General features: G+C 61.6%; 22 protein-coding genes. 6 read left to right on the forward strand and 16 right to left on the reverse strand.

Features of this window, described 5'->3' with window-relative positions:
• Position 1: 1 nt before the first annotated feature.
• From ACUTSC_RS10525 to ACUTSC_RS10560, 8 genes are all read right to left on the reverse strand, one after another.
• Positions 2–1,333 (reverse strand): HlyD family type I secretion periplasmic adaptor subunit, encoded by a 1,332-nt coding sequence (locus ACUTSC_RS10525; RefSeq protein WP_197766852.1) that lies wholly within the window; start codon positions 1,331–1,333, stop codon positions 2–4.
• Positions 1,330–3,108: a type I secretion system permease/ATPase gene (locus tag ACUTSC_RS10530; protein WP_197766853.1), complete on the reverse strand. Its 1,779-nt coding sequence runs from the start codon at positions 3,106–3,108 to the stop codon at positions 1,330–1,332. Before ACUTSC_RS10530 ends, ACUTSC_RS10525 begins: the two co-directional genes overlap by 4 nt.
• A 72-nt stretch (positions 3,109–3,180) precedes the next feature.
• Positions 3,181–3,750 (reverse strand): heme acquisition protein HasA, encoded by a 570-nt coding sequence (locus ACUTSC_RS10535; RefSeq protein WP_033647344.1) that lies wholly within the window; start codon positions 3,748–3,750, stop codon positions 3,181–3,183.
• Positions 3,751–3,828: 78 nt separating this feature from the next.
• Positions 3,829–6,528: a TonB-dependent hemoglobin/transferrin/lactoferrin family receptor gene (locus ACUTSC_RS10540; protein ID WP_445653321.1), complete on the reverse strand. Its 2,700-nt coding sequence runs from the start codon at positions 6,526–6,528 to the stop codon at positions 3,829–3,831.
• A 156-nt stretch (positions 6,529–6,684) separates the two neighbouring features.
• Entirely contained in the window at positions 6,685–7,638 is a 954-nt protein-coding gene (locus ACUTSC_RS10545; RefSeq protein ID WP_197766855.1) for a FecR domain-containing protein, read from the reverse strand.
• A 76-nt stretch (positions 7,639–7,714) separates the two neighbouring features.
• Positions 7,715–8,215, reverse strand: a complete 501-nt coding sequence (locus ACUTSC_RS10550; RefSeq protein ID WP_445653322.1) for an RNA polymerase sigma factor — start codon at positions 8,213–8,215, stop codon at positions 7,715–7,717.
• Positions 8,216–8,359: 144 nt separating this feature from the next.
• Complete coding sequence (locus tag ACUTSC_RS10555) at positions 8,360–8,560, reverse strand: YaiA family protein (protein WP_004940491.1); 201 nt, start codon at positions 8,558–8,560, stop codon at positions 8,360–8,362.
• 47 nt (positions 8,561–8,607) lie between these two features.
• A complete protein-coding gene (locus tag ACUTSC_RS10560; protein ID WP_197766856.1) occupies positions 8,608–9,012 on the reverse strand; it encodes a nuclear transport factor 2 family protein in 405 nt (134 codons plus the stop codon).
• A 96-nt stretch (positions 9,013–9,108) separates the two neighbouring features.
• Here ACUTSC_RS10560 and ACUTSC_RS10565 point away from each other — a divergent pair, with 96 nt between their 5' ends.
• Positions 9,109–9,852: a helix-turn-helix domain-containing protein gene (locus tag ACUTSC_RS10565; RefSeq protein ID WP_197766857.1), complete on the forward strand. Its 744-nt coding sequence runs from the start codon at positions 9,109–9,111 to the stop codon at positions 9,850–9,852.
• A gap of 36 nt (positions 9,853–9,888) precedes the next feature.
• On the opposite strand, the gene aroL is transcribed toward ACUTSC_RS10565, so the two are convergent.
• From aroL to ACUTSC_RS10585, 4 genes are all read right to left on the reverse strand, one after another.
• Positions 9,889–10,413: a shikimate kinase AroL gene (aroL, locus tag ACUTSC_RS10570; protein WP_033637260.1), complete on the reverse strand. Its 525-nt coding sequence runs from the start codon at positions 10,411–10,413 to the stop codon at positions 9,889–9,891.
• Positions 10,414–10,522: 109 nt separating this feature from the next.
• Entirely contained in the window at positions 10,523–11,041 is a 519-nt protein-coding gene (locus tag ACUTSC_RS10575; protein WP_197766859.1) for a GNAT family N-acetyltransferase, read from the reverse strand.
• A gap of 53 nt (positions 11,042–11,094) precedes the next feature.
• Complete coding sequence (locus ACUTSC_RS10580) at positions 11,095–13,218, reverse strand: TonB-dependent siderophore receptor (protein ID WP_197766860.1); 2,124 nt, start codon at positions 13,216–13,218, stop codon at positions 11,095–11,097.
• Positions 13,211–14,326, reverse strand: coding sequence for an ABC transporter substrate-binding protein (locus ACUTSC_RS10585; protein ID WP_197766861.1), 1,116 nt, complete (start codon positions 14,324–14,326; stop codon positions 13,211–13,213). The genes ACUTSC_RS10580 and ACUTSC_RS10585 overlap by 8 nt, the downstream gene beginning before the upstream one ends.
• 219 nt (positions 14,327–14,545) lie before the next feature.
• On the opposite strand from ACUTSC_RS10585, the gene ACUTSC_RS10590 reads away from it, so the two are divergent.
• Positions 14,546–15,007 (forward strand): GNAT family N-acetyltransferase, encoded by a 462-nt coding sequence (locus tag ACUTSC_RS10590; RefSeq protein ID WP_197766862.1) that lies wholly within the window; start codon positions 14,546–14,548, stop codon positions 15,005–15,007.
• On the opposite strand, the gene ACUTSC_RS10595 is transcribed toward ACUTSC_RS10590, so the two are convergent.
• A complete protein-coding gene (locus ACUTSC_RS10595) occupies positions 15,008–15,565 on the reverse strand; it encodes a class I SAM-dependent methyltransferase (protein ID WP_004940516.1) in 558 nt (185 codons plus the stop codon). It abuts the gene before it with no gap.
• A 241-nt stretch (positions 15,566–15,806) separates the two neighbouring features.
• Positions 15,807–16,091 carry a YdgH/BhsA/McbA-like domain containing protein gene (locus tag ACUTSC_RS10600; protein ID WP_046897568.1) on the reverse strand — a complete coding sequence of 95 codons (285 nt, stop codon included), beginning with the start codon at positions 16,089–16,091 and terminating at the stop codon, positions 15,807–15,809.
• Positions 16,092–16,400: 309 nt separating this feature from the next.
• Between ACUTSC_RS10600 and ACUTSC_RS10605 the strand changes: the two genes are divergently transcribed.
• Complete coding sequence (locus tag ACUTSC_RS10605) at positions 16,401–17,576, forward strand: low temperature requirement protein A (RefSeq protein ID WP_197766863.1); 1,176 nt, start codon at positions 16,401–16,403, stop codon at positions 17,574–17,576.
• 33 nt (positions 17,577–17,609) lie between these two features.
• On the opposite strand, the gene ACUTSC_RS10610 is transcribed toward ACUTSC_RS10605, so the two are convergent.
• Complete coding sequence (locus ACUTSC_RS10610) at positions 17,610–18,971, reverse strand: esterase-like activity of phytase family protein (RefSeq protein WP_197766864.1); 1,362 nt, start codon at positions 18,969–18,971, stop codon at positions 17,610–17,612.
• 426 nt (positions 18,972–19,397) lie between these two features.
• On the opposite strand from ACUTSC_RS10610, the gene aqpZ reads away from it, so the two are divergent.
• Positions 19,398–20,093, forward strand: coding sequence for an aquaporin Z (gene aqpZ / locus ACUTSC_RS10615; RefSeq protein WP_025301712.1), 696 nt, complete (start codon positions 19,398–19,400; stop codon positions 20,091–20,093).
• Between the two features lie 57 nt (positions 20,094–20,150).
• On the opposite strand, the gene ACUTSC_RS10620 is transcribed toward aqpZ, so the two are convergent.
• Positions 20,151–20,921, reverse strand: a complete 771-nt coding sequence (locus tag ACUTSC_RS10620) for a methyltransferase domain-containing protein (protein ID WP_197766865.1) — start codon at positions 20,919–20,921, stop codon at positions 20,151–20,153.
• A 117-nt stretch (positions 20,922–21,038) separates the two neighbouring features.
• Between ACUTSC_RS10620 and ACUTSC_RS10625 the strand changes: the two genes are divergently transcribed.
• Positions 21,039–21,824: a helix-turn-helix transcriptional regulator gene (locus ACUTSC_RS10625; protein ID WP_038873182.1), complete on the forward strand. Its 786-nt coding sequence runs from the start codon at positions 21,039–21,041 to the stop codon at positions 21,822–21,824.
• Positions 21,825–21,949: 125 nt separating this feature from the next.
• Positions 21,950–22,693, forward strand: coding sequence for a DUF2076 family protein (locus ACUTSC_RS10630; protein WP_197766866.1), 744 nt, complete (start codon positions 21,950–21,952; stop codon positions 22,691–22,693).

A 22,693-nucleotide genomic window follows, 5' to 3' on the forward strand; every position in this document is an offset into this window, starting at 1 on the left:
CTCACTCTTCCGTCAGCGCCAGGTGAAGGCGATCGGTCAGCGGTTTGAACAGGTAGTTCATCATCGAACGCTCGCCGGTGCGGATGAACCCTTCGACCGGCATCCCCGGGCGGATTTCCAACCCGTTCAAACGTTGCAATCCTTCTTCGCTGACCTTGGCGCGCACGCTGTAATAGGGCGCACCGCTTTTCTCGTCGGTCAAGCGATCGGCCCCGACCAGCGTCACTTCGCCCTCAACGCGCGGCGTGGTGCTTTGGTTAAACGCCGAGAACAACAGCTCGACCGGCAAGCCCACCTGCACCTTGTCGATCAACTCGACCGGGATACGCGCCTCCACCTGCAGCCCCCGATCGCTGGGCACGATCTCCATCAGCTGCTGACCGGCGCCGATCACACCGCCTTCGGTGAACACGCTCAGCCCTACCACGGTGCCCGCCACCGGCGCTTTCACCTGCGTATGGCCCAGATCGGCCTCCGCTTTGGCCAGGCGGTTATCCAGCTCGTCCAGCTTCATCCGCACTTCGGCCAGTTGGCTGCTGACCTCTTTCTGATATTCTTCCCGCCGCTGGATCGCCCGCAGCTTCAGCTCCAGGATCTGACGCCCCAGGCGGCCGATATTGCCGGTATCCTCGGACGCCTGGCCGTCGATCTGCGCATACTGCCCTTCCAGATCCAGCAGCCGGTTGCGCGCCACATATCCCTGCGCCGCCAGCTTGCGCATGCCGCCCAGTTGCTCCTGCAACATGGCCTTTTGCCGCTGCTTGCTGGCGTAAGACTGCCGGATCCCCTCCAGCATCGCCTGCGATCCGGCGATGCTCTCCGCGATCGCCGCCAGCTCGCTCTGCAACGCTGCGCGGCGGCTGGTGAACAGCTGCTGTTGCAACAGCATCAACGACATCACCTCCGGCTCCTCCCGCCGCGCCTGCAGCAATGTAGGGAAAGCGATCGCTTGCAGGCCGTCGCGCTCGGCCTGCAGCCGCGCCCGCTGCGCGGCGTTGCTCAACTGCTGGCTGCGCAGCGCATCGCGCTGGGTGCGGCTGTCGACGGTATCCATCAACAACAGTACCTGCCCGGCGCGGACCCGGTCGCCCTCATGCACCTGAATTTGCGACACCACGCCGCCGCTCGGGTGCTGCACCGCCTTGCGGTTACCGGCCACCACCACGCTGCCGGAAACCGGCACGCCCTTATCCAACGGCGCCAACAGCCCCCACAGCAGAAAGCCGCCAAATCCCAGCAGCACCAGCCAGCCGCCGAGCCGCAGATGGCGCCCTTCGTCGAACTGTCGGGAAAGGGCGTCGATATCGCCGGGGATCACACTCTGATTGCTCATACTTTTCGTTCACCGCTGGCCGTTTTGGCAAAGTTGGCGTAGTTGACGTTGAAGCCGCCGCTGCTGCGACCGACGTTGGCCGGTACGGCAGCGGGCGCAAAACCAGGCAGTTTCTTCAGGATGGCGTCGCTGGGGCCGAAGTGCTGCACCTGGCCGGCGGCCAGCACCAGCAATTTGTCGGTCGTCGCCAGGATCGCCGGTTTGTGGGTCACCAACACGATGGTGGTGCCGCGCGCCTTCAGCGCTTCGATCGCCCGTTGCAGCGCCTCTTCCCCTTCACGATCGAGGTTGGCATTCGGTTCATCCAGCACCACCAACGCCGGAGAGCCATACAGCGCGCGCGCCAGCGCCACCCGCTGACGCTGGCCGCCGGACAGGCCGCTGCCGCCCTCGCCCAGCTCGGTTTCATACCCTTTGGGCAAATGCAGGATCAATTGGTGCACGCCGGCCAGCGCGGCGGCGGCCACCACCTTCTCGGCGTCAACCTGGCCAAAGCGGGCGATGTTTTCCGTCAGCGTACCGGCGAACAGCTGGATATCCTGCGGCAGATAGCCGATATGCGGCCCCAGCTGCTGTTTGTCCCACTGCCGGAGATCCGCACCGTCCAGGCGCACGTCGCCGCTGAGCGGCGTCAGCGCGCCGACCAGTTGGCGCATCAGCAGCGTTTTGCCGGAGCCGGACGCGCCGATGACGCCCAGCACCTCGCCGGCCTCCAGACGAAAACTGACGCCGTGCAACACCGGTACGCTCCCGCCGGGCGCGCCAGCGGTCAGCTGATTCACGGCCAATGCGCCGCTGGGCGCCGGCAGCGGCAGGCTCGCCGCCTGCGGCGGGTTGGCGGCCAGCATCACCTCCAGCCGCTGCAGGGACTGGCGCGCCGACGACCACTGCTTCCAGGCGCCTATCAACTGATCGATCGGCCCCAGCACCCTGCCGATCAGGATCGATCCGGCGATCATCATCCCCGGCGTAATGTCGCCGTTGACCGCCAGCAGCGCGCCACAGCCCAACATCAGCGACTGCAGCGCCAGCCGCACGGTTTTCGACCAGGCGGTGACGGCGGCGATTTTCTCGCTGGCGCGGTTCTGCAACAGCAGGAACTGCTGATGCTGCCGCAGCCAGCGCAGGCGCAAATCGGTCAGCATCCCCATGGCGGCGATGGCTTCAGCATTGCGCAGGTTGCCGTTGGCCTGCTGCGTGGCGCTCAGCGCGACCCGGCCGGCCTCCGCGAGCGGCGCCTGCGACACCCGCTGGTTGAGCCAGGCCAGCAGCACCAGCACGATCACCCCGGCGCTGGCCAACGCGCCAAGCCAGGGGTGGAGCAGAAAAACCACCAGCAGATAAACCGGGAACCAGGGGGCATCGAAAAAGGCGAACAGCGCATTGCCGGTGGCGAACTGGCGCAGGTTGGTCAGATCGTTCAGCGCCTGCCCCGCCAGCGGGTTGCCGGTTTTCAGATTGGTTTCGAAGGCGGCGTCGTAGACTCGCTGATTCAGGCGCATATCCATCTGGGCGCCGAGGCGGATCACCACCTGGCTGCGCACCCACTCCAGCAGCCCCATAAACAGGTAAAGGCCGACCACCATCAGGGTCAGCATCGCCAGCGTCATGCGGTTGCCCGACGGCAACACGCGATCGTAGACCTGCAGCATGTACAGCGCCGGTGCCAGCATCAACAGGTTGATCACCGCGGTAAACAGTGCGATGCCCCAAAATCCGCGCCGGTATGCGGCCAGCACGCTCATCACTTCTCCGCGCCTGACGGCGTTTTTCATGGCGTTTTCCATCGGCTAAAAACGAGAAAATGCCCGCCGGGGCGCGCGGCGCCGGCGGGCAAACGGCCACGATCAGGCCGCCAGCAGTTCCGGGCTGTCGGCATGCTGCACGCCCACCGCCGTCGCCGCCGCCACCTGATCGAAGGTGGAGTTGACGCTCAGGCCGTAGTCGTCGAGGATGCCGTTCAGCGCGGTCTCCAGCGCGCCGGTATCGCCGGACATCAGGCCGTACACCACCTGGTGCACCACGCCATCGTGGCCCTGCGCCTGCAGGCTGCTGAGGTTCAGGCCGCCGAAGCTGACGTCAGGCACCTGAATGCTGTACGGTGATGTATCGCCACCGCTCAAACCGTCGCCGAACGACAGGGAATCCAGCTGGCCGTACAGGGTATGCGCAGGTTCATTGAACAGCGTGTAGGTCAGGTTGCCACCCGCCACGACCGACGTGACATGGTTATCCGTACTGGTCACGGCGTATTGGCTACCGGACAACCGGCCGCCGTAGAAGCCACCGCTGTTTGAGCCTTCGACGACATTGCCGTTGGTATGGTTGATATCACCGAATGTCGAAGCCCATTGGCCCAGATAGTCATGAATGCTGTAACCGCCAAAGCTGCTGTCATAGTTAACTGAAAATGCCATTTCTCTATCTCCATTGATGAACGGCGCCCCTCGCGAGGCTGCCCTTGTGCTCAAGGATGAGCAACGCCCTTTTACTGCTTAAAAACGGTATTCCACCCCACCCTGCACGGTGCGGCCGCGCCCGAGGGTATTGGCCAGCGTCTCGCCATAGCTGACGACATAGGCGCGGTTGGTCAGGTTCTCCACCGAGCCGCGCAGCGTCAGGCTGTCGGTCAGCTTGTAGCTGGCGTACAGATCGAACAGGGTGTACTTCGGCCAGTCGGCCAGGTACGGATAGTTGGATGGCACCGAGCTGTCCTGATAGCCCGGCGCAAAGCGCACGGTCACCCCGGCGTCCAGCTTGCGATCGAAGGCGCGGCCGCCCAGCGTCACCGAGCCGCGATCGCCTGGCAGGTAGGCGGCGGAGCCGAACTGCGTCCCCCCGTCACACGTGACGAAGTCATTGGACGCGGCATCCGGTTCAACATAGAAGTTGCCGCGGCGCGAACCGTCGCCGTAGCGCAGACGCCCTCCCAGCCAGGCTTTGTTCGAGCAGAACTCGTTTTTGCCGATCATGTGGGTGTAGGTCAGGTCGGCGTAGAACACCCCGGCGTCATAGTTGAGCTGGTATTCCAGCCCGCGGAAGCGGGTTTTCGACAGGTTGTTGACGTAAGCGGCATTGCCGATGCTCGGCTGCACCAGCCCCGGTTTATTGCGGTCTATCGCCAGGTTGATGTAGTTATCCACTTTGGTGTCGAAGTAGGCCACCTTGGCCACCAGCCGATCGCCCTCAAACCACAGATCCGGCTGCTGCACGTTGAACCCGACTTCCCAGGCGCGCGAGCGCTCGGGCTGCAGGAAGGGGTTGGGGTATTGCGTGGAAGAACTGTGCGCGCTGCCGTTGGTCAGCGTTTCGGTGATCGCCGGCGGCCGCCAGGATTTGCCGTAAGTGGTATACAGCTCCAGCCACTCCACGCCGGGGCGCACCGCCACCGCCAGCGTCGGCGACAGCTTGCCCTGATCGCGATCCACGTCCCAATCTTCGCGGGTCGTGGTTGAACAGCCGGTCAGACGCAGCGCTTTGCAAGGATTGTCAATCGTGTAGCGTTGCCCATCCTTGGCCAAGTCCGGATAGCTCAGGCCGGTCTGGCCGCGCAGGCGATAGCGGTCGTAACGCAGCCCCCCCTCCAACGTCAGCCAGCCGTCGTAGTCGTAGGTCAGGTTGGCGAACAGGCTGGCTACCGAACGGTTGCCGGCCGGCGTCACCCCTTCCATGCCTTGGCGGGAAGAGTCGCTGGTTGCCTTGTCGTAATAGAACTCCAGCCCGTAGTTGGCGCGGAAGTCATGCCCCGGCGCCAGGCTGAAGCGCGAAGTGTTTTGCGCCTGCGCGCCGTAGGTACGCAGCCGGGTACGCGTCGCGTAGCCGTTGTCCAGCAGCGAGCTGGTGCTGTAGGTGTCGCTGTCGTCCTGAGTATCGACGTAATACAGCTTGGCCTGAAAATCGAGCCAGTCGACGTCTTCCGGCGCCAGGCTGTAGTCGAACGCCGCGTTGCGCGCCATCACGTCGCTGTAACCGGTGCGCTTCCAGCCCAGTTCATAGGGCGGGCGGGTGCCCAGGTTGGTCAACGTGCCGGCGATCGGCGACGCGGTCTGGGTCTGCAGATAGCTCAGCTGCAGGCGCTGGTTGGCGGGCAGATTCCAACCCACCTTGGCCAGCCGCGAGTGCATGCGGTAATGGGTGTCGGGGATTTTGTTGTTCTTGATGCTCTCGGCGTAGCGATCGTAATTGCCGGTGTCGTTATTGATGCGAATGTTGCCGATGTCGCCCTTGTTGCCGGGCCAATAGTCGCCGAGGTGGCGTTCGCTGGCGGCCAGCAGGATATCGCCGGTTTCGTTGCCCAATGCCAATATGCCGCTGCCGATGAAGTGGGTACCGTTATCGCCGGTACTGGCGTGCAGCTTGCCCCCCAGCTCTTTGCCCGGCGCCAGGAAATCGCTCGCGTTGACGGTATTGAAGGTGGCGATGCCGCCGAGCGTGCCGGCGCTGCCCATACCGCCGGTGGTGCCCTTGTCGATGGTCACGCCGGACAGCAGTTCGGAATCGATGTACATGGTGCCGTTACGCTGGCCATGGCCGCTCTTTTGAAAATTCTGCCGCATGCCGTCGATGTTCATGTTCACCCGGCCATAGTCTTGTATGCCGCGGATGTTGACCGACAGCGCCGGATCTTGCTGGCTGACGCTGGAATAGGCTCCCGTCGTCTGTTCCAGAATATCGGCCGCGTGTCGCGCCGGGCGGTTGTCCATCTGTTCGCGGCTGATGACGCTGACCGAGCGCGGTTCGTCGTAAACCCAATCGTTGGCGTTGATGCCGCCGGCACCCAGCACCGTCAGGCTATCCAGCGCCAGCGCGCCGCCGTCGCCGTTCGTCGTCGGCAGCCGGCTTAATACGATTTGCCCCTGCGGCTGCAGGTGGAAAGCCACCGGATTGCCGCCGATCAAGCGCCGCAGACCCTGTTCAACGCTCATGCTGCCGTCCAGCGCCGCCGCCTGCATGCCGTCGAGCTTCACCTCGTCGAAAAACACCTGCATGCCGGCCTGCTCGGCGAAGCGCAACATGGCGCTCTGCAGCGGCTGCGCCGCAATGTTGAAATGCTTTTGCTGTGCGGCCTGCGCGCCGTTCGCCTCAGCCTGGACGGCGAGCGCCACCGCCGGCTGAGTCAACATCATCGCCGCCAGCGCGGCGCGTACCGCCGTGGCCAATCGGCCGGCCGGCGTGGTTCCCTTGTGAATAAGCATGCGTGTGTGTTCCACCCGAAAGAATGTCAAACCAAGTGATAATGGAAATCAATCTCGTTTAAACATAAGGACGTTCCGGGAGGCAAAAACCCGTAAAGATTTTTTACAGAAAGTGAAAATAGCGGCGAAACGGGCATCCCGGCCCGCCTGCGCCGCTCAATAAAGCAGCGTGATGCCGGGGAGATTCAGCTGGCGGGCGGAGAGTTCCTGACGAATGGCGCCGACGCCGTCGTCGAGTTTATTGAGCGCGAACACGCCGCTCACCGTGCGCGCTCCTAGCGCGGGATTGACCGCCACGATGCGGGTCTCGCGATAGCGGTTGAGCTGCGCGAGCGCCTGCGTCAGCGGTTGACGGTCGATCACCAGCCAGCCGCGTCGCCAGGCGTCATCACCGGCCGTTTGCCGCGTCAGCTGCAGCTGCCCGTTGCGGTAATGCGCCGCCTGGCGTTGCGTGACCACCAACGAGCGCTCACCGCGTTCAAGCGTTACCCGCACGCTGTGCTGATGTACGCTGACGTCGACGCCCCGTTCGGTGCGCGCCACGCTGAACTCGGTGCCCAACGCCTGGGTGACACCGTTTTCCGCCTCCACCCTGAACGGGCGGCTTTCCGTCCCGCCCAACGGCGCGACGATAAAATAGGCGCCGCCGCTCAGCAGCCGTACCTTGCGTTCGCCTGCGGAATACGCCAGCGCGATCGCGCTGCCGCTGTCCAGCGCCACCCGGCTGCCGTCCGGCAACGCAACTTCGCGCACCTCGCCGCGAACGGTTTGATAATCCGCCTGCAGGCCAATCCATAGATCCGGCCCGCGATAAACGCCGAAGGAAACGGCGATCGCCACCGCCGCCGCCACCGCCCAGCGGGGCCACCTGCGATGGGATGACGTTTTCAGCGTCACCACCTGTGGTTGTAACGCCCGCCGCTGCTCTGGCGGCAATTGCCCCAGCGTCGTCCACAGCAGGCGAGCCTGACGCAGCGCCGCCGGATGCTGCGGATCGGCGGCCAGCCAGGCGTCCAACGCTCGCCGCCGATCGGCCGGCAGCGCCCCTTCGGCCAGGCTCACGGCCCAGGCGGCCGCCTGCTGTCGCGCCTGTGCGGTTAGCGGTTTCATAATGGCATAGACCTCTGTTTTTTCTGGTTATAGGTTAAGACGTCTGAGCGCGGATAAACCCGTAAAAAAATTGCCATTATTGTTCTTCCATCCGCGCCATCAGCCGCTCGAGCGCGCTGGCCAGGTGTTTTTCCACCGTGCTGAGCGACACGCCCAGCTGCGCCGCCACCTGCGCCTGGGTCAGGCCATCGAGCCGGTTAAGGCGGAAAATCTGCTGCGTGCGCGGCGGCATGTCCGCCAGCGCCTGCTGCAACAGCTGCAGCAATTGGCTATCGATCGCCAGTTGTTCAAGCGCCGGTTCACCGGAGGGATACTGCGCCAGAATGTCGTCTTCGACCGCTTCGGTCTGCCGCCGCTGCTGCTGGCGCACATGGTCGAGCATCAGGTTTTTGGCGGTTTTGTACAGGTAGGCTTCGATATCGAGAATGTTACCCTGCGAATACTGCTCGGTAAGGCGGGTAAAACTTTCCTGCGCCAAATCCGCGGCCAGCTGAGGGTCGCGCAGTTTGGCGTTCAAATAGGCTTGCAGCGGCCGCATATGGCGCAGAAACAGCGCCTGCAACTCGGAATTGGACATCTCTTTTCCCAGAAGTGAAACACCCAATAGGGGCGATAAAAATCACATAAATGATTATCATTATCAATATTGTTCTGGGAAATATGTGCTAAGCGGGGGATAAACAGGAAACCGGCCTGGCGCCGGTTTCCACTGGGCTGCAGGTCAGAGCTCTAGCGCCTCGTCTTCATAGCGGTGCTTGGCGTCGAGCGCTTCCTGCTCGGTTTCATGTTCACTGAGCAGCGTATTCGGCTCAATGTCGTCGGTGCGCACTTCAAAACGGCGCAGATGCAGGTTCGGGTCGCCCCGAAACACCTCTACGACGCGGGCGCTCCGTGGATAAGCAGGTTGATCATTTTCGCGCATGCCGTTCTCCCGTGTGTTTCACACAGTAGCAAGTATAGCAGCCGCCCTCATTCCGACACGCGCGAGCCAAGATCGCGATCGCCGGGGGCGCCCGCCAACAGCTCGGTCAGTTCGTCGCAGGCGCAAATGCGGCCTTCACGCACGGTGAAGTGCGCCAGCACCCGCACGCGGCTGCAGGCGCCGTCGCGCTTTTCCAGCTCGACCAGATGGTGGGTCAGCACCGCCTCGCCCTGCTCCGCCGCCGCGATCACGCTCAGCGTCATGCGGCGAGTTTGCCGCTTCAGCAGCGCCATATGTTGCTCAAACTGCTCGAAGTTCAGCACTTTGCCATCCACCTGCTGGCGGTAGCCTGCACTGAAACGGGCGGCGAGCAGCGTCGGCCGATGTTCCGGGCTGGCGACGACCTGCTGCAGCGTATCGAGTACCAGGTCCAGTGGGGTAAGTTGAGTCATCACGTTTCTCCGAAATAGGGTGAACGGCGATCCTATCCCGGCCAGGCGATGGCATAATAACCACATCAAGACTTTTAATAACGTTAAACGGCCAACATGATGCAGATCCGCAGCCAACGCCTTCAGCATGAAAAAAAGCACCTGACGCCCTGGCACCGGCACGAAGGCGGCCAGATCTATCTCTTGACGCGCGGCATGCTGGCAATGGAACTCCCGGGCCGGCAATGGGCGATCACCGGCGGTACGCTGGGCTGGCTGCCGCCGGGATGCGCCCATCAGGCGCTGGCCTGCGGCGACGTGGCGGGCTGGAGTCTGTATTTGCCGGTGGAAAGCGTGCCGGAGATGCCGCCGCTGCCGCAGCTGTTCACGGCCTCTGCGCTGTTGCAGGCCCTGGTGGAGCGCATCGCACAGTTCCCCGCCGGCCCGCTGAGTGCGCCGCAACGGCGGCTGCTGCAGGTGCTGCTGGACGAAATGCACGCGGCAAGCCGCGCCCCTTTGCAATTGCCGCTGCCGCAGGACGCCCGGTTGCTGAACATCGCCCGGGCGCTGCTGAACGATCCCGCCAGCCTGCGCAGCCAGCGCGACTGGGCCGCCTGGGCCGGGCTCAGCCCGCGCACCCTGAGCCGCCGTTTTCTGCAGGAAACCGGCATCAGCTTCGCGCTGTGGCGCCAGCAGGCGCGGGTATTGCGTTCACTGGAGGGATTATCACGCGGCGAAGCGGTCAGCGAGGTGGCCGACGCCTGTGGCTATGACAACGTCAGCGCCTATATCGCCGCCTTTCGCCGCCGCTTCGGCGTCACGCCCGGGGCGTACTTTGCGCCGGCTCGGCAAACGGAATAAGAAAACGGGCGCCCAGCGCCCGAAGAGAAGAAAGGGTTACTTCACCGTCTCACGCGGCAGCACCGCAAGGATTTGTTCCACCACCCGCTGCGGATCGGCGGCGCCGTCTATCACGTAATGCGCGGCATCCTGATACAGCGCTTCGCGCGCCGCCAGCACCTCGAGCATCTCCTCGGCGATCGGCCTGCCGGTGAGCGTCGGGCGCTGCGCATCTTCCGGGTACTCTTCCAACCGCTGCGCCAACACGCTGGCCGGCGCGCGCAGGTAGATAACGGTGCCATGCTGACGCATAAACTGACGGTTCTCCTCCGCCAGGATTGCCCCGCCGCCCGTGGCAACTATAGTTGACGGCTTGGTCACGGTTTGCAACGCGATGGTCTCGCGGCGGCGGAACCCCAGCCAGCCCTCGCGCTCGACCATTTCCGCCACGCTCATCTGCGCCGCCTGCTGCATAAACAGATCGGTATCGACGAACTGATAGCCCAACGCCAGCGCCAATGCGCTGCCTACCGTGGTTTTTCCGGCTCCGCGAGCGCCTATCATGAACAGGGTTTGTGTCATTACGGGTTGTCCCTTATGCGGTGACTTGAGTGCATTGCATACCAAAATACCGAGCGGGTGCGATGGCGTGGTGGCTGCATCATACCCTGCCCGCTCTGTATTTCAATATTTACGATAGTGTAAATTCCATGGCACAGCGACTGCCGACGGCAAAGCCGTGCGCCAGATCCTCATCCAGGTGCCGCCGCAGGGCAGCCGTGAGCCGCGCGTCGTCGAGCGGCCGGAATCCCAGCCGCCGGTAGTAAGGCGCATTCCACGGCACCTCAATGAAGGTGGTGAGCGTCAGGCGGCCCGCGCCCTGCCGTTTGGCCTCTTCCGCCACCGCGCCGATCAGGCGACGGCCGACGCCCTGCCGCTGCCAGGTGCCGGCGACCGACAATTCGGCGATGTGCCAATCTTCCCCCTGAGCCTGCACGGCGATAAAACCGGCGCACTCGCCGCTGTCGCTTTCCGACAGCCATTCACGGCGCTCGGCGATAAACGCGGCGTGCTGCTGCGGGGTCATCACCTCGCCTTCGGCGATAAAGCGCCACTCCGGCTGCTGGCGAAACAGCTGCGCCGCCGAACGTTCAACCGCCATTAGATGCACGATATCCCGCTGCTGCGCCAAACGAATCTGCGGGCTCATGGGTTCTCCTTAACGTTGGGGCGGTTATTTAAGCAAATTTCACCGCCCGTGGCTTAGAAATCGATACTGCCGCGCAGTACCACCTCACGCGGTTCCCCCACCGCCACGCGCAAATTGCCGCCGCTGGACGGGTAGTAGGTTTTATCGAACAGGTTCTTCACGTTCAGCTGCCATTTCACCCGATAGCCGTTGATCGGCATGGTGTAAGCGGCGAACGCATCGGCAACGGTGTAATTATCCAGGGAGAAGCTGTTGGCAGCGTCACCCGGGCGGCGTCCTACGTAGCGCGCACCGGCGCCAATGCGTACCTCATCGCCGCTGTACAGGCCCAGGCTGCCCAGGTTCTGGGTCAGGAACAGCGAGGCGGTGTGGCGCGCCACGTTGGTCATCTCTTTCCCCTTGTTGTCCGGATCGTCCACCACCCGCGCGTCGGTATACGCATAGGAGCCGATCAGGCTCAGCGAATCGGTGAGGTTACCGGCTACGTCCAGCTCCACACCCTGCGAACGCACGCGCCCGGCGGTACGCGTCACGGTTTCGCCCTCCACCAACTCATTGACCATCACGTTGCGCTTGGTGATGTCGAACAGCGCCAGCGTGCCGGTGACGCCGTTCGGCAACGCCAGCTTGCCGCCGACTTCCCACGACTTGCCCTGCTCCGGCGGCAGCGAACCAATTTGGGTGGCGATGGAAGAGTTCGGTTTGAACGACTCGGTATAGCTGCTGTACAGCGACACATAAGGCGTCAGTTTGTAGACCACCCCGGCGCGCGGCACCAGCTTGCTGTCCGAGCTGTCGGTATTGGCCTGGAACGGCCGCCCCTTGCCGGCATAGACGTCGAAAGCATCGTAACGCAGGCCGCCCATCACCAGCCATTTATCGGTCAGCTGGATGGAATCCTGCATAAACCAACCGTAGCTGGTGAGGTTTTCCCGCTGGTCGCTGTCTTTGGCGCTGACCGCCGTCGACGGCGGCATCAGGCCGTATACCGGATGATAGATATTGAAATCGCTGTTCTTTTTGCCGCGGATCATGTCGCCGCGGAAGGTACGGTTATCTTCAAAATCGAAGCCGAACAGCATCTGGTGGTTGATGCTGCCCCAGTCCACGTCGCCATTGAGCGTCAGTTGCACCGCGTTGGCATGGCTGACGGCGTTGGCGGTCGAGTCGGCCTGGCGGCTCAACACGCCGGTCTCCGGGTTCAACGCCGTGGCGCGCGCCTGGTTGTCGCTGTAGCTGTTGCGGCTGTAGGCGTAGGTCAGCGAGCTTTTCCAGCGCTCATTGAGCGTTTGATCGATCTGCAGGGTAATGCTGTCCTGATCGCCTCGGGTGGCGTTATAGGCTTCGTCGAAACGGCGATCGCGCGGCGTATTCACCGGTTTGCCGGTGCGCGAATCGATAATGGTGCCGCGATCGAACGGCACCAGATATTCCATATGTTCGTAGGCCAACCGCACGGTGGTGTTCTCGCCGTACCACATCAACGAGGGCGCGATCACCGTCTGGCGGTTGCGGCCAAAGTTGCGCCAGTAATCGGTTTCATCGTGATCGACGATCATCCGATAGGCAAACCCCGACGTGCCGAGCGGCCCGGTAACGTCGAGCTGGCCGCCGCCGCCGTTGAAGCTGCTGCCCCAGCCTTCCACGTGGGTATGCTGCTGCAGCTGGGGCTTTTTGGTGATCATGTTGATCATCCCGCCCGGCTCGCCCATACCGTACAGCATCGAGGCCGGCCCCTTGAGCACCTCCACCCGCTCGGTGGTCGGCGTAAAGTTGCGCGCCTGCACCGAGCGCACGCCGTCGCGCAGAATGGAGCCGTCGCGGTTGTCGCCGAAGCCGCGTTTCATGACCGCGTCCTGGGTGCCGCCCAGCGTGTTGGCCTGGGTAATGCCGCTGACGTTGTACAGCGCTTCGTCCAGGCTGCTGACCGCCTGATCGGTAATCACCTGCTGCGGCACCACGTCGATCGCCTGCGGTACGTTCAGCAGGTTGGTTTCGCTGCGAGTGCCGGTGACGCTGGTCAACGGCTGATAGCTCTGCACGCCGTCGGCGTCTTTGCGGCCAATCACCATCAGGCTTTCTTCTTTCGATGCGGCTTTTTCCGCCGCCCACGTCGGCGATGTCGCGCAGGCCGCCAAAGGCAATGCGCACCACCAGCCTCGCTTGTTGTTATTCATTATCTAACTGACTCCAATAGGTCCCTGAAAAAGGTAACGGCAAAAACTGCTGATAAAGCTGTTGGAAGGTCTGCTGCGGGTTAATGTCGGCGAACAGATCCGGGTAAAACGCTTTGGCAAACATCTCGACCAGCACCACGTGGTACGGGCTGAGGTAAAAATTGTGCCAGACGCTCCAGGCGCGATGGTTTTTCACCGCCTGCAGGCTGGCCAGCATCGGCTGTGTGGCGATCAGTCGCCGGAAGCTGTCGGCAGCGTCCTGCTGGCTGACCTGCGGCCCGAGGCGCAGATCGGACAGCCGTTTGCCCTGTGGGCCGGCCATGCCGGTGGCGAGGTACACGTCGGGATTGGCGCTCAGAATGGTTTCCGGGTTCAGTTCGCCATACACCCCTTTCACGCTGGCGTTGGCGATGTTGTCACCGCCGGCGAAGGTCAGCAGATCGCCAAGGTTGCCGTGTGCGGCGGTGGTGCAACAGGTATCGCGTCGGCCCAGATGCAGGTGCAGCATCACTTTGGGCTTCGCCCCCTGATAACCCGCCAGCCGTTGCTGAACCACCGCCATATGCTGCTGATAAAACGCGATGAACTGCTCGGCGCGCGGCTGGCGATTGAGCACTTCGCCCAGCAGCCGCACGCTCGGCACGGTGTTGTTCAGCAGATCGATGCGCAGATCGACGTAGATCACCGCCACGCCGGCCTTGTTCAGCGCGGAAACCAGCAGATCGTTGTCGCCGTCTTCACGCGCGTAGCGCGCCAGGATCACCAGATCCGGCTTCAGCTGCAGCAGGCTTTCGATGTTGACCTGGCGGAAATTATTGCCGCTGATAATGGGGATCGCGGCGATCTGCGGGAACTTCTGCGTATAGAGTTGCCAGCTTTGCGCATCGAACCGCGCCAGATCCGCCGGCCAGCCGACGATGCGCTGCGCCGGATTACCCGGCTCCAGCAGCGCCAGCGTATACAACATGCGGCTCTCCCCCACCACGATGCGTTGCGGGTTATCCGGCACCACGACCTGGCGGCCGGTGATATCGGTCACCGTCTTCGCCTGGGCGGAGAACACGCCGAACCACAGGGAAAGCAGCAGTAAAATGAGGGAATTGCGCATGATTGAGCCGAAACGGGGGAAATAGTGTGCGCATGATAATCACTCTCATTAACACTTGCAATCCCACGCCACGATTGCCAAAAGAAATCCGGGAAACGGCGCCGGGCACGCGGTGAAACACCGTGAAACCGCTAAAATAGCGGCTTTAAAAAGTTAAAAAAATGGCGGAAAAATCGGTTAAATAGGAGGGGAAAACAGCAAAAAAACCGGAAGACCTCCATGACTCAACGCATCATTCCGCTGTCGGAGTGCCCGCAGTTTGCCGATGTGTGCGCCGCCTGGGCCTTCGGCCAGTGGGGTTCACAACGCGGCGGCACGCTGGAGCGCACCCAGCTGCGCTTCGCCCAATGCAGCCGGCCGAGCGACGATCACCTGACGCTGATGATGATCGACGGCGATCGTCCGGTGGGCATGGCCAGCCTGTGGCCCAGCGACGACCATCAACGCCAGGATCTCACTCCGTGGCTGGCCGGCGTTTTCGTGCATCCCGATCACCGCCGCAAGGGCATCGCCCACCGCCTGGAGATGGCGATCGTCGAAGCGGCGCGACAGCGCCATCACTCGGTTTTGCATCTCATCACCGACAAGTCGGAAGCGTTGTACGCCGGCTGGGGTTGGCATCCCGTGGAACGCCGGCGACAGCATGACGAAGACGTGGTGGTGATGGCGAAAACGCTGTAGCTAACGCGGCGTACAGACATACACCAGCGCCGGCGGGAAGTTGCGCACCACCCGCAGGCGTTTCCAGTGAAAATAGCGGGACAGCAATTTTTCCGACAGGTGGCTGTATTGAAACAACACCAGCGTGCCGTTGCGCGCCAGCAGCCGCTGCCGGGCCTGCTGAAGAATGCGCACGCTGATCCTGACCGGGATCGACAGCAGCGGCAGGCAGGAAAACACCACGTCGTAATCCGTGGCCATCCGGGTCGCCGAATGGCCCATCACCTGCAGCCGCCGATCGTCTATCCCGCGCAGCCGATGCACGAAATGGGGTTGGATCTCGAAAGCCTCAAGCGCCGCATCGGCGCGCATCCGCCCCAAAATGCGTTTGGTCAGTACACCGTCCGCCGCCCCCAGTTCCGCGATCGACAGCGCCCGGGTCCATTCAATCTGGTTCAGCATCGCCTGACACAGCCACGGGGAAGAAGGCGCCAGCGTACCGACGGTGCGCGGTGAAGCCATAAATTGCTGCAGGTAAGCGAAGTGATTCATCAGTTGCAGCCGGGTCGCATTTAACATTGAGGCCTCCTTGGGTTAAGCCCTCAATGTGAGCCGAATTTCTTAAGTAATCATTAACATGATTCCGAAAGCGGCAGACACAGTTGTAATAAAATGCAACCTCATCGGCGGCAGGCAAAGAAAAACGGCCGTAATAATGACCTGAGAATAAGCCGTTTATGCTCCGACTGTTCAGATAATTATTGCGACCGTTTATTTTATTGGCCGCGTTGCCGCGGCCAGAGCGTAAAAAAGCCAACGCTTAGCGATAAATTTCCGCATTGCCGCGCCAGTTGCTGGAATCCCCGGGGGTGTCCAGACCGATAATGCGGTAATGGCTGGCGCCGTCCGCCGCGGCTTTTTCTTTCAGGGCGGTGATGGCGTCATGCGGTGAGCCGCTAATGCCGGAAACCGACACTACGCCGAGGCTTTGCAGATTGGCGGCCTGTTCGCTGTTGACCTGTTTCACCGACGACAGCGGCGCGGCGAAAGTGGAGAAGGAAGCGGCGGCGATCAATACGGCTGCGATGCTTGGGATAAGTTTCATGATTGACTCCAGGTGTTCTTGTTTATTAGCTCGTTGTCAGTGATGTTAATTATCCGCTAGCCAATGAAAACGGACGTCATGCAACGTAAAGAACATCAATCATTGTGAGGAGAATAAGGAGGATGTGAGAGCGAGTGTGTATTTTCAGGCAGGAATGACTTTATAGAGCTCACCTTACCGCTATTTGATGAACAATTAAAGACGGGGCGAAAGAAAGAACGCGCGCCGCCGCTATTTAAGATTTTTTACCCGCCGGGGCGCGCTGAGCTACGCTGATTTTGTGGCTTACCCTTTTAAGGAAGAACGCTTATGTCGCAAAACCTGCTGCGCGTGCGTGACGGTCAGGGCGCTTCGGTCTCATTTTCCGAGCTGCTGTTCGATCTGATCTACGTTTTCGCCGTAACCCAACTTTCCCACTATCTGTTACATCACCTGACGCTGACCGGCGCGCTGGAAACCCTGCTGCTGTGGTTCGCCGTCTGGCTGGCCTGGCAATACACCGCCTGGGTCACCAACTGGTTCAATCCGGATACCCGTCAGATCCGCCTACTGCTGTTCGCTATCATGCTGCTGGGGCTGTTCGCCGCCGCCGCGCTGCCGCAGGCGTTTGGCGAGCGCGGCCTGATCTTCGCGCTGTTCTATGTCGCCATTCAGGTCGGGCGCTCCGTCACGGTGCTGCGCCTGCTGGCGCCCGGTCATCCGTTAAAACGGAACTTTCACCGCATTCTCGGTTGGCTGTGCATCTCCGCCGTCTTCTGGATCGCCGGTGGGCTGGCGGAAGGCAACGCCCGTCTGACGCTGTGGGCGGTCGCCGTCTTGTGCGAATACGTCTCGCCGATGTTCGGCTTCCGTCTGCCGGTGCTGGGGCGCTCGGACAGCAGCAGCGAATGGACCATCGAGGGTCACCATCTGGCGGAGCGCTGCCAGCTGTTCGTGATCGTGGCGCTGGGGGAAACCATTCTGCTCACCGGCGCCACCCTGAGCGAAATGGAAAGCTGGAGCCTGCCGGTGCTCATCGCCTCGCTGGTGGCCTTTCTCGGCAGCCTGGCGATGTGGTGGGTCTACTTCGACACCAGCAGCAAAGCCGGTAGCCACGCCATCAGCCAGGCGGAAAACCCCGGCCAACTGGGCGCTTATTTCCATTACGTCCACGTCGCGCTGGTGGGGGCGATCATCGTCTGCGCCGTGGCCAACGAGCTGGTGATCGCCCATCCCGACGGCCGCATCCAACACGCCACGGCGGCGGTGCTGCTGCTCGGCCCGGCGCTCTACCTGTTCGCCAACGCGTTGTATAAACGGCTGGTGTATCATCGCTTCCCGCTGTCGCACCTGGCCGGGCTGCTGGCGCTGGCGGCATTGGCCCCCGTCGCCTATTTAACCGATCTGCTGATGGTCAATGGCCTGACGACGCTGATCATGGTGGTGGTAGCGGTGTGGGAGAGCATCTCGCGCGGCAGAGCGCCGCAGCGGCACGCGGAAGCCTGAAGCAAACGGGGGCGTCACCGCCCCCGCTGTCGGTCACTTCAAGGGTTGCGGCAAGGTGAGCACCCAGAGCTCGCTCAGTGATTCCGGCTGCTCCAGCGGGCGCAATTCGATGCGGGCGTCGGTCTTGTCCCCGTCGAGGCTCAACCGCCCTTCTTTCTCCAGCTGATAGTCGCCGATTTTCTTGCTCTTTGGCGACGCATCTACCAGCTTCGCCTGCAAGCCGAAATCGTTGTCGTTGATCACCGCCAACGTGCGATCGTCGATCAGCGCCAATCCTTCCGCTTTCTCCTGGCGCCAGCCTAACTGGCGCAGGTCCGCCACTTCCCGTTTCTGCGCCAGCTTCACGCCGCGTTTGGCGAGATCTTTCGCGTCGTCGAACTCCAGCGCTTTCCCCTGGCCGTCAAACGCGCTCAGATCGCTGGCCTGAGCGAGATCCACCAGATAGATCTTGTTGATCATCGTCTTGTCTTTACCGGTTCCTTGTTCAATCAAAAGGATGCGCTGATTGTCCAACGCCACGACATCGCCAATCTTGGCGTCTTTGGCTTTTTTATAGCTATCGATATCGATGGGATAGCCGTACATGGCGGTTTTGCCACTGCGCGGATCGAAGCTCACCAACCGGGTAAACTGCGCCTTGTTTTTGCTTTTGCCATCGACATCCAGCGTGCTCTGTACCGCCGCCAGAATGCGCCCATCCGGCATTCGGGTCAGCCCCTCAAAACCGCGGTTGGGCTGACGCCACTTCAGGATGTTCGGTAAACCGCTCGCCACCGCCTGCTCGCCGGCCTGCGGCGTTGGGCCGTATTTGGCGAGAATTTTACCTTTACCGTCGACATGGATCAGAAACGGGCCGTACTCGTCACACAGCCAATAGCCGCCGTTGCCGTCACCGATGATGCCTTCGGTATCCAACCCGCGGCGATCGCCGGACAGCGGTTGCAGCGCATCATTCAACGCCACTTCATTCGTGGAACCAATCAGCTCGCCTGGCAGCGGCAGCCCGCTGATCGGCCCTTTTTCGTCATGCAAGGGCCGCGCATTCTCGGCCACGGCCTTGCCGCCGCCAATACGAATGTCCATCAACAGGGGCACGAATTGCGGATTGGCGAAAATCTTGGCTTCTTGCTTGCCCACCGCAGGGGCATCGGCATTCGGGCCGCGATCGGTCAGCGTCGTCAGCACCAGATCGTCGCCCTGCTTGCGATTGAACGTCAGCCCTGAGCCGATCCCCACCGGCAGCCCCTGCGGGAAATTCTTGGCGAACGCCCCCTGATAGGCGACGCGTTCCCCACCGGGGAAGCCGACCACATAACGCGCCACCTCAATGTCGGCAGCGTGAGCCAATACAGGAAACAGTGAAGCCAACAGCAGGGAGAACGGTTTTATTTTCATGGTTTTTACCCGAGGTTAAATGAAGCGTTATCAGGCAGAAGAAGATATTAATTTAGCATGACACTGAGATGACAACAGGCCATTCGTCAAATGTACAATCGGTAATAAGGTTGGCTGGCAAATAGAAATTAGCAATTAACCTGAGCGTATTGAATGGAGAAAACCGCTGGAAAAAATCGCCCGAAAATAGCCCACCATTACGCTTAGGGTAAATTCTTATAGCAAAGATAAAAAAAACGGCAAACGCGCGCCGGCACGGCAAAAAACGGTGTTTTTCTCATAGACAAAATAAAATACCGGGGATTTAATACCGCCGTTATTCAAGGTGCATTAAGAAAATTCTATAGAATATCTGCATGAACTGAAAAAGCTGTTCTATAGTTTTTAGTGCTAACGCCCGTTAGTCAATTCCGCAGGATGGAATCTATGTCAAAGCGACTTTTTGCCGAATTTTTTGGCACATTTTGGTTGGTGTTTGGTGGTTGTGGTAGCGCAGTATTAGCAGCGGCATTCCCACAACTGGGTATTGGTTTCCTCGGCGTCGCGCTCGCTTTCGGTTTGACCGTGGTGACGATGGCCTATGCCGTCGGCCATATTTCCGGCGGGCACTTTAACCCGGCGATCACCGTCGGCTTATTCGCCGGTGGCCGTTTCGCGGCGAAAGACGTGATCCCTTACGTTATCGCACAGGTGATCGGCGGTATCGCCGCAGCGGCGGTGCTGTATTTGATCGCCAGCGGCAAAGCCGGTTTTGACGCCACCGCAGGCGGTTTCGCCTCCAACGGTTACGGCGAACACTCTCCAGGCGGTTATTCTCTGCAATCAGCAATCGTGATTGAGCTGGTGCTGACGGCCTTCTTCCTGATCGTTATTCATGGCGTGACCGACAAGCGCGCGCCGGCAGGCTTTGCCCCGTTGGCGATCGGCCTGACGCTGACGCTGATCCACCTGATCAGCATCCCGGTGACCAACACCTCCGTCAACCCGGCGCGTAGCACCGGCGTAGCGATCTTCCAGGGCACCTGGGCGCTGCAGCAGCTGTGGGTATTCTGGCTGGTGCCGCTGGTCGGCGGCATTATCGGCGGCCTGATCTACCGCTGCCTGCTGGAAGACAAAAAATAAGCGCATCGCAGCCGATAGCGTTTCACGGGGCAGCCTTCATCGGCTGCCCCGTTGCTTTCAGCCCTTCGTCACGTCAAACATCATGATATCGCTGGTAAAGGAGCCGTCCGGCTGAATGGCGAAGTGCGCCGCCACCTCCTGCGACACGCTTTGCTGCAGCGCACGGATCGCGGTCACGAAATGCGCCGGCGTGCGCATACGCGCCACCCAACTGCCAAACTCCAGCATCAACCGATCCGACGTCACCTCGCGCACCATCAGCCCGGCCTCGGTCAATAATGCCAGCCACTCGCCCGGCGCATAGTTGCGCACGTGTGAGGTGTCGCGCAGCACCTCCACGGTTTGCAGGTAGATATCCAGCAGCGGATGCCCCGGCGAGACCACGTCCATAAAGATCGCTCTGCCGCCCGGCTTGAGTACCCGCCTGACCTCACGCAGCGCCTGGCCGACGTCGTGCCAGTGGTGCGCCGAATAGCGGCTGATGACCAGATCGAAGCTGGCGTCCTCAAACGGTAAAGACTCCGCCACGCCCTGCTGCGGCTGAATGTTACTCAATCCTTTTTCCGCCGCCGCCTGCTCCACCACCGCCAGCATCTGCGCCGACAGATCGTAGGCCACCACCTGCGCCACCCTGGCCGCCGCCGTGAAGCTGGCATGCCCGGCGCCGCAGCCCAGATCGAGCAGGCGCGCGCCGGCGTGCGGTTCCAGTAACTGTGCAAGGCGTTGCAAATCCTTGCCCTGCGCGTGTACCGCGCTGGTTAAGTAGGCGTTGGCCTGCTCGCCGAACTGCCGGTCTACTGCGTTTTTATGGCTGTTGCTGATGCTCATGTTTGCTCCCGTTATTATCCGGCTTGCGCCTGTGCCTGAAGGCTTTCGGCTACTATAATCAGGCTACTATACGGGTACAATATGAGCAGTTATCCTGGTATAAATAGGTACCACGCTATGTCATCAGAAGCCTTATCCGGGCCAAAGGCCCTCGGCGCTTTCCTGCGCGCGCACCGCGAACGCATCACGCCGGAAATGCTCGGCCTGCCCAGTTCCTCGCGCCGTCGCACCAGCGGCCTGCGGCGCGAAGAGCTGGCGCAAATCAGCGGCATCAGCGCCACCTGGTATACCTGGATCGAACAGGGCCGCGAGGTGTCCATTTCACCCTATACGTTAGCACGCATCGCCAAGGCGCTGCGGCTCGGCCCCGCCGAACGCCACTACCTGTTTACCCTGGCGCGCGTCGCCGACCCCGAGCAGGAAACGCACCGTGAAACCGCCAACGACGCGGTGCTGCAAAGCGTGCACCAGATGACGGTGCCCTGCTACCTGCTGGACGTGACCTGGAACGTCGTCGCCTGGAACCCGCAGGCGGCGGCGCTGTTCAGCGGCTGGCTGGATGTGGCCAACAGCCCCAACCTGCTGCACTTCATGTTCTTCCACCCGCTGGCGAAAACGCTGGTCAGCGATTGGGAAGAGCGCGCTCGCCGCGTGGTGGCCGAGTTTCGCGCCGAGACCAGCCATCATCAAAACACCGAAGAGATGCGCGCCTTCGTGCGCAACATGACGCACAACAGCGCGGACTTTAATCACTGGTGGAAACAGCATGACGTGATGGCGCGCGAAGGCGGCGAGCGCGCGTTCGAGCACCCTCAGCAAGGTGCGCTGCGCTATCGCCAGCTCACCTTCCATCCGGCGGAGCACGGCGGTCTGAAGCTGGTGATGCTGATCCCGCTGCCGTAATTGGTAACAAATTCATAGACAGGTTTACCCGCCATTTATTTATTGGTTCATGTAAACGCGCTAGGGTGATTGTTACCGATGACAACGATCATCCAGCACCGTTTTTTATCTCCCGAGGTACGCCTATGCAATCCGAAGAACAACGCCTTATCGATGGTCTGTTTGGCCGCCTGAAAGAAGCCGAGACCAAGACGGGCCCACGGGATCTCCAGGCAGAACAGCAAATTAATCAGCATATTCGCGAGCAGCCTTCCGCCCCTTATTACATGGCGCAGGCGATGATCATTCAGGAAGCGGCGCTCAAACAGATGGACCAGCGAGTCAAAGAGCTGGAAGCCCAGGTCGCGCAGCTGCAGCAAACCGCCAACGGCCAACAGAGCAGCGGCGGCTTCCTGGCCGGCCTGTTCGGCGGCGGCAGCCGCAGTACGCCAAGCCCGCGTGAACAGTATCAGGCGCAGCAGCAAAATACGGCGGCCTGGAACAACGCGCAGCAAGGGGGCTATTCGCAGCCGCAGCAGCCAGCCTATGCCCAACCGCCGCAGGCGGCGCCTTCGCGCGCCGGCGGCTTCCTGGGTGGGGCTTTGCAAACCGCCGCGGGCGTCGCCGGCGGCGTGGTATTGGCCGACATGCTGACCGGCATGTTCCGCCATTCGCAGCCGCAGGAAATCGTGAATATTATCGAAGAAAAACCGGCGCCGCTGGACGACAGCGCGATGCGCAATTTCGACGCCTCCAACAACCTTGATACCTTCAACAACGGCGACGGCGGCAGCTTCCTGAATCAGGACAACGGCTTCCAGAACGCCAACTATCAGGATGACACGGACTACGCCGACGACGATTACAACGACGACGATTCCTTCCTGTAA

Source organism: Serratia sp. TSA_105.2 (assembly GCF_052692115.1).

Bases quoted from the DNA above. Each gene is read 5' to 3' on its own strand.
- ACUTSC_RS10525 (WP_197766852.1), bottom strand. From the start codon at position 1,333: ATGAGCAATCAGAGTGTGATCCCCGGCGATATCGACGCCCTTTCCCGA.
- ACUTSC_RS10530 (WP_197766853.1), bottom strand. From the start codon at position 3,108: ATGAAAAACGCCGTCAGGCGCGGAGAAGTGATGAGCGTGCTGGCCGCA.
- ACUTSC_RS10535 (WP_033647344.1), bottom strand. From the start codon at position 3,750: ATGGCATTTTCAGTTAACTATGACAGCAGCTTTGGCGGTTACAGCATT.
- ACUTSC_RS10540 (WP_445653321.1), bottom strand. From the start codon at position 6,528: ATGCTTATTCACAAGGGAACCACGCCGGCCGGCCGATTGGCCACGGCG.
- ACUTSC_RS10545 (WP_197766855.1), bottom strand. From the start codon at position 7,638: ATGAAACCGCTAACCGCACAGGCGCGACAGCAGGCGGCCGCCTGGGCC.
- ACUTSC_RS10550 (WP_445653322.1), bottom strand. From the start codon at position 8,215: ATGTCCAATTCCGAGTTGCAGGCGCTGTTTCTGCGCCATATGCGGCCG.
- ACUTSC_RS10555 (WP_004940491.1), bottom strand. From the start codon at position 8,560: ATGCGCGAAAATGATCAACCTGCTTATCCACGGAGCGCCCGCGTCGTA.
- ACUTSC_RS10560 (WP_197766856.1), bottom strand. From the start codon at position 9,012: ATGACTCAACTTACCCCACTGGACCTGGTACTCGATACGCTGCAGCAG.
- ACUTSC_RS10565 (WP_197766857.1), top strand. From the start codon at position 9,109: ATGATGCAGATCCGCAGCCAACGCCTTCAGCATGAAAAAAAGCACCTG.
- aroL (WP_033637260.1), bottom strand. From the start codon at position 10,413: ATGACACAAACCCTGTTCATGATAGGCGCTCGCGGAGCCGGAAAAACC.
- ACUTSC_RS10575 (WP_197766859.1), bottom strand. From the start codon at position 11,041: ATGAGCCCGCAGATTCGTTTGGCGCAGCAGCGGGATATCGTGCATCTA.
- ACUTSC_RS10580 (WP_197766860.1), bottom strand. From the start codon at position 13,218: ATGAATAACAACAAGCGAGGCTGGTGGTGCGCATTGCCTTTGGCGGCC.
- ACUTSC_RS10585 (WP_197766861.1), bottom strand. From the start codon at position 14,326: ATGCGCAATTCCCTCATTTTACTGCTGCTTTCCCTGTGGTTCGGCGTG.
- ACUTSC_RS10590 (WP_197766862.1), top strand. From the start codon at position 14,546: ATGACTCAACGCATCATTCCGCTGTCGGAGTGCCCGCAGTTTGCCGAT.
- ACUTSC_RS10595 (WP_004940516.1), bottom strand. From the start codon at position 15,565: ATGTTAAATGCGACCCGGCTGCAACTGATGAATCACTTCGCTTACCTG.
- ACUTSC_RS10600 (WP_046897568.1), bottom strand. From the start codon at position 16,091: ATGAAACTTATCCCAAGCATCGCAGCCGTATTGATCGCCGCCGCTTCC.
- ACUTSC_RS10605 (WP_197766863.1), top strand. From the start codon at position 16,401: ATGTCGCAAAACCTGCTGCGCGTGCGTGACGGTCAGGGCGCTTCGGTC.
- ACUTSC_RS10610 (WP_197766864.1), bottom strand. From the start codon at position 18,971: ATGAAAATAAAACCGTTCTCCCTGCTGTTGGCTTCACTGTTTCCTGTA.
- aqpZ (WP_025301712.1), top strand. From the start codon at position 19,398: ATGTCAAAGCGACTTTTTGCCGAATTTTTTGGCACATTTTGGTTGGTG.
- ACUTSC_RS10620 (WP_197766865.1), bottom strand. From the start codon at position 20,921: ATGAGCATCAGCAACAGCCATAAAAACGCAGTAGACCGGCAGTTCGGC.
- ACUTSC_RS10625 (WP_038873182.1), top strand. From the start codon at position 21,039: ATGTCATCAGAAGCCTTATCCGGGCCAAAGGCCCTCGGCGCTTTCCTG.
- ACUTSC_RS10630 (WP_197766866.1), top strand. From the start codon at position 21,950: ATGCAATCCGAAGAACAACGCCTTATCGATGGTCTGTTTGGCCGCCTG.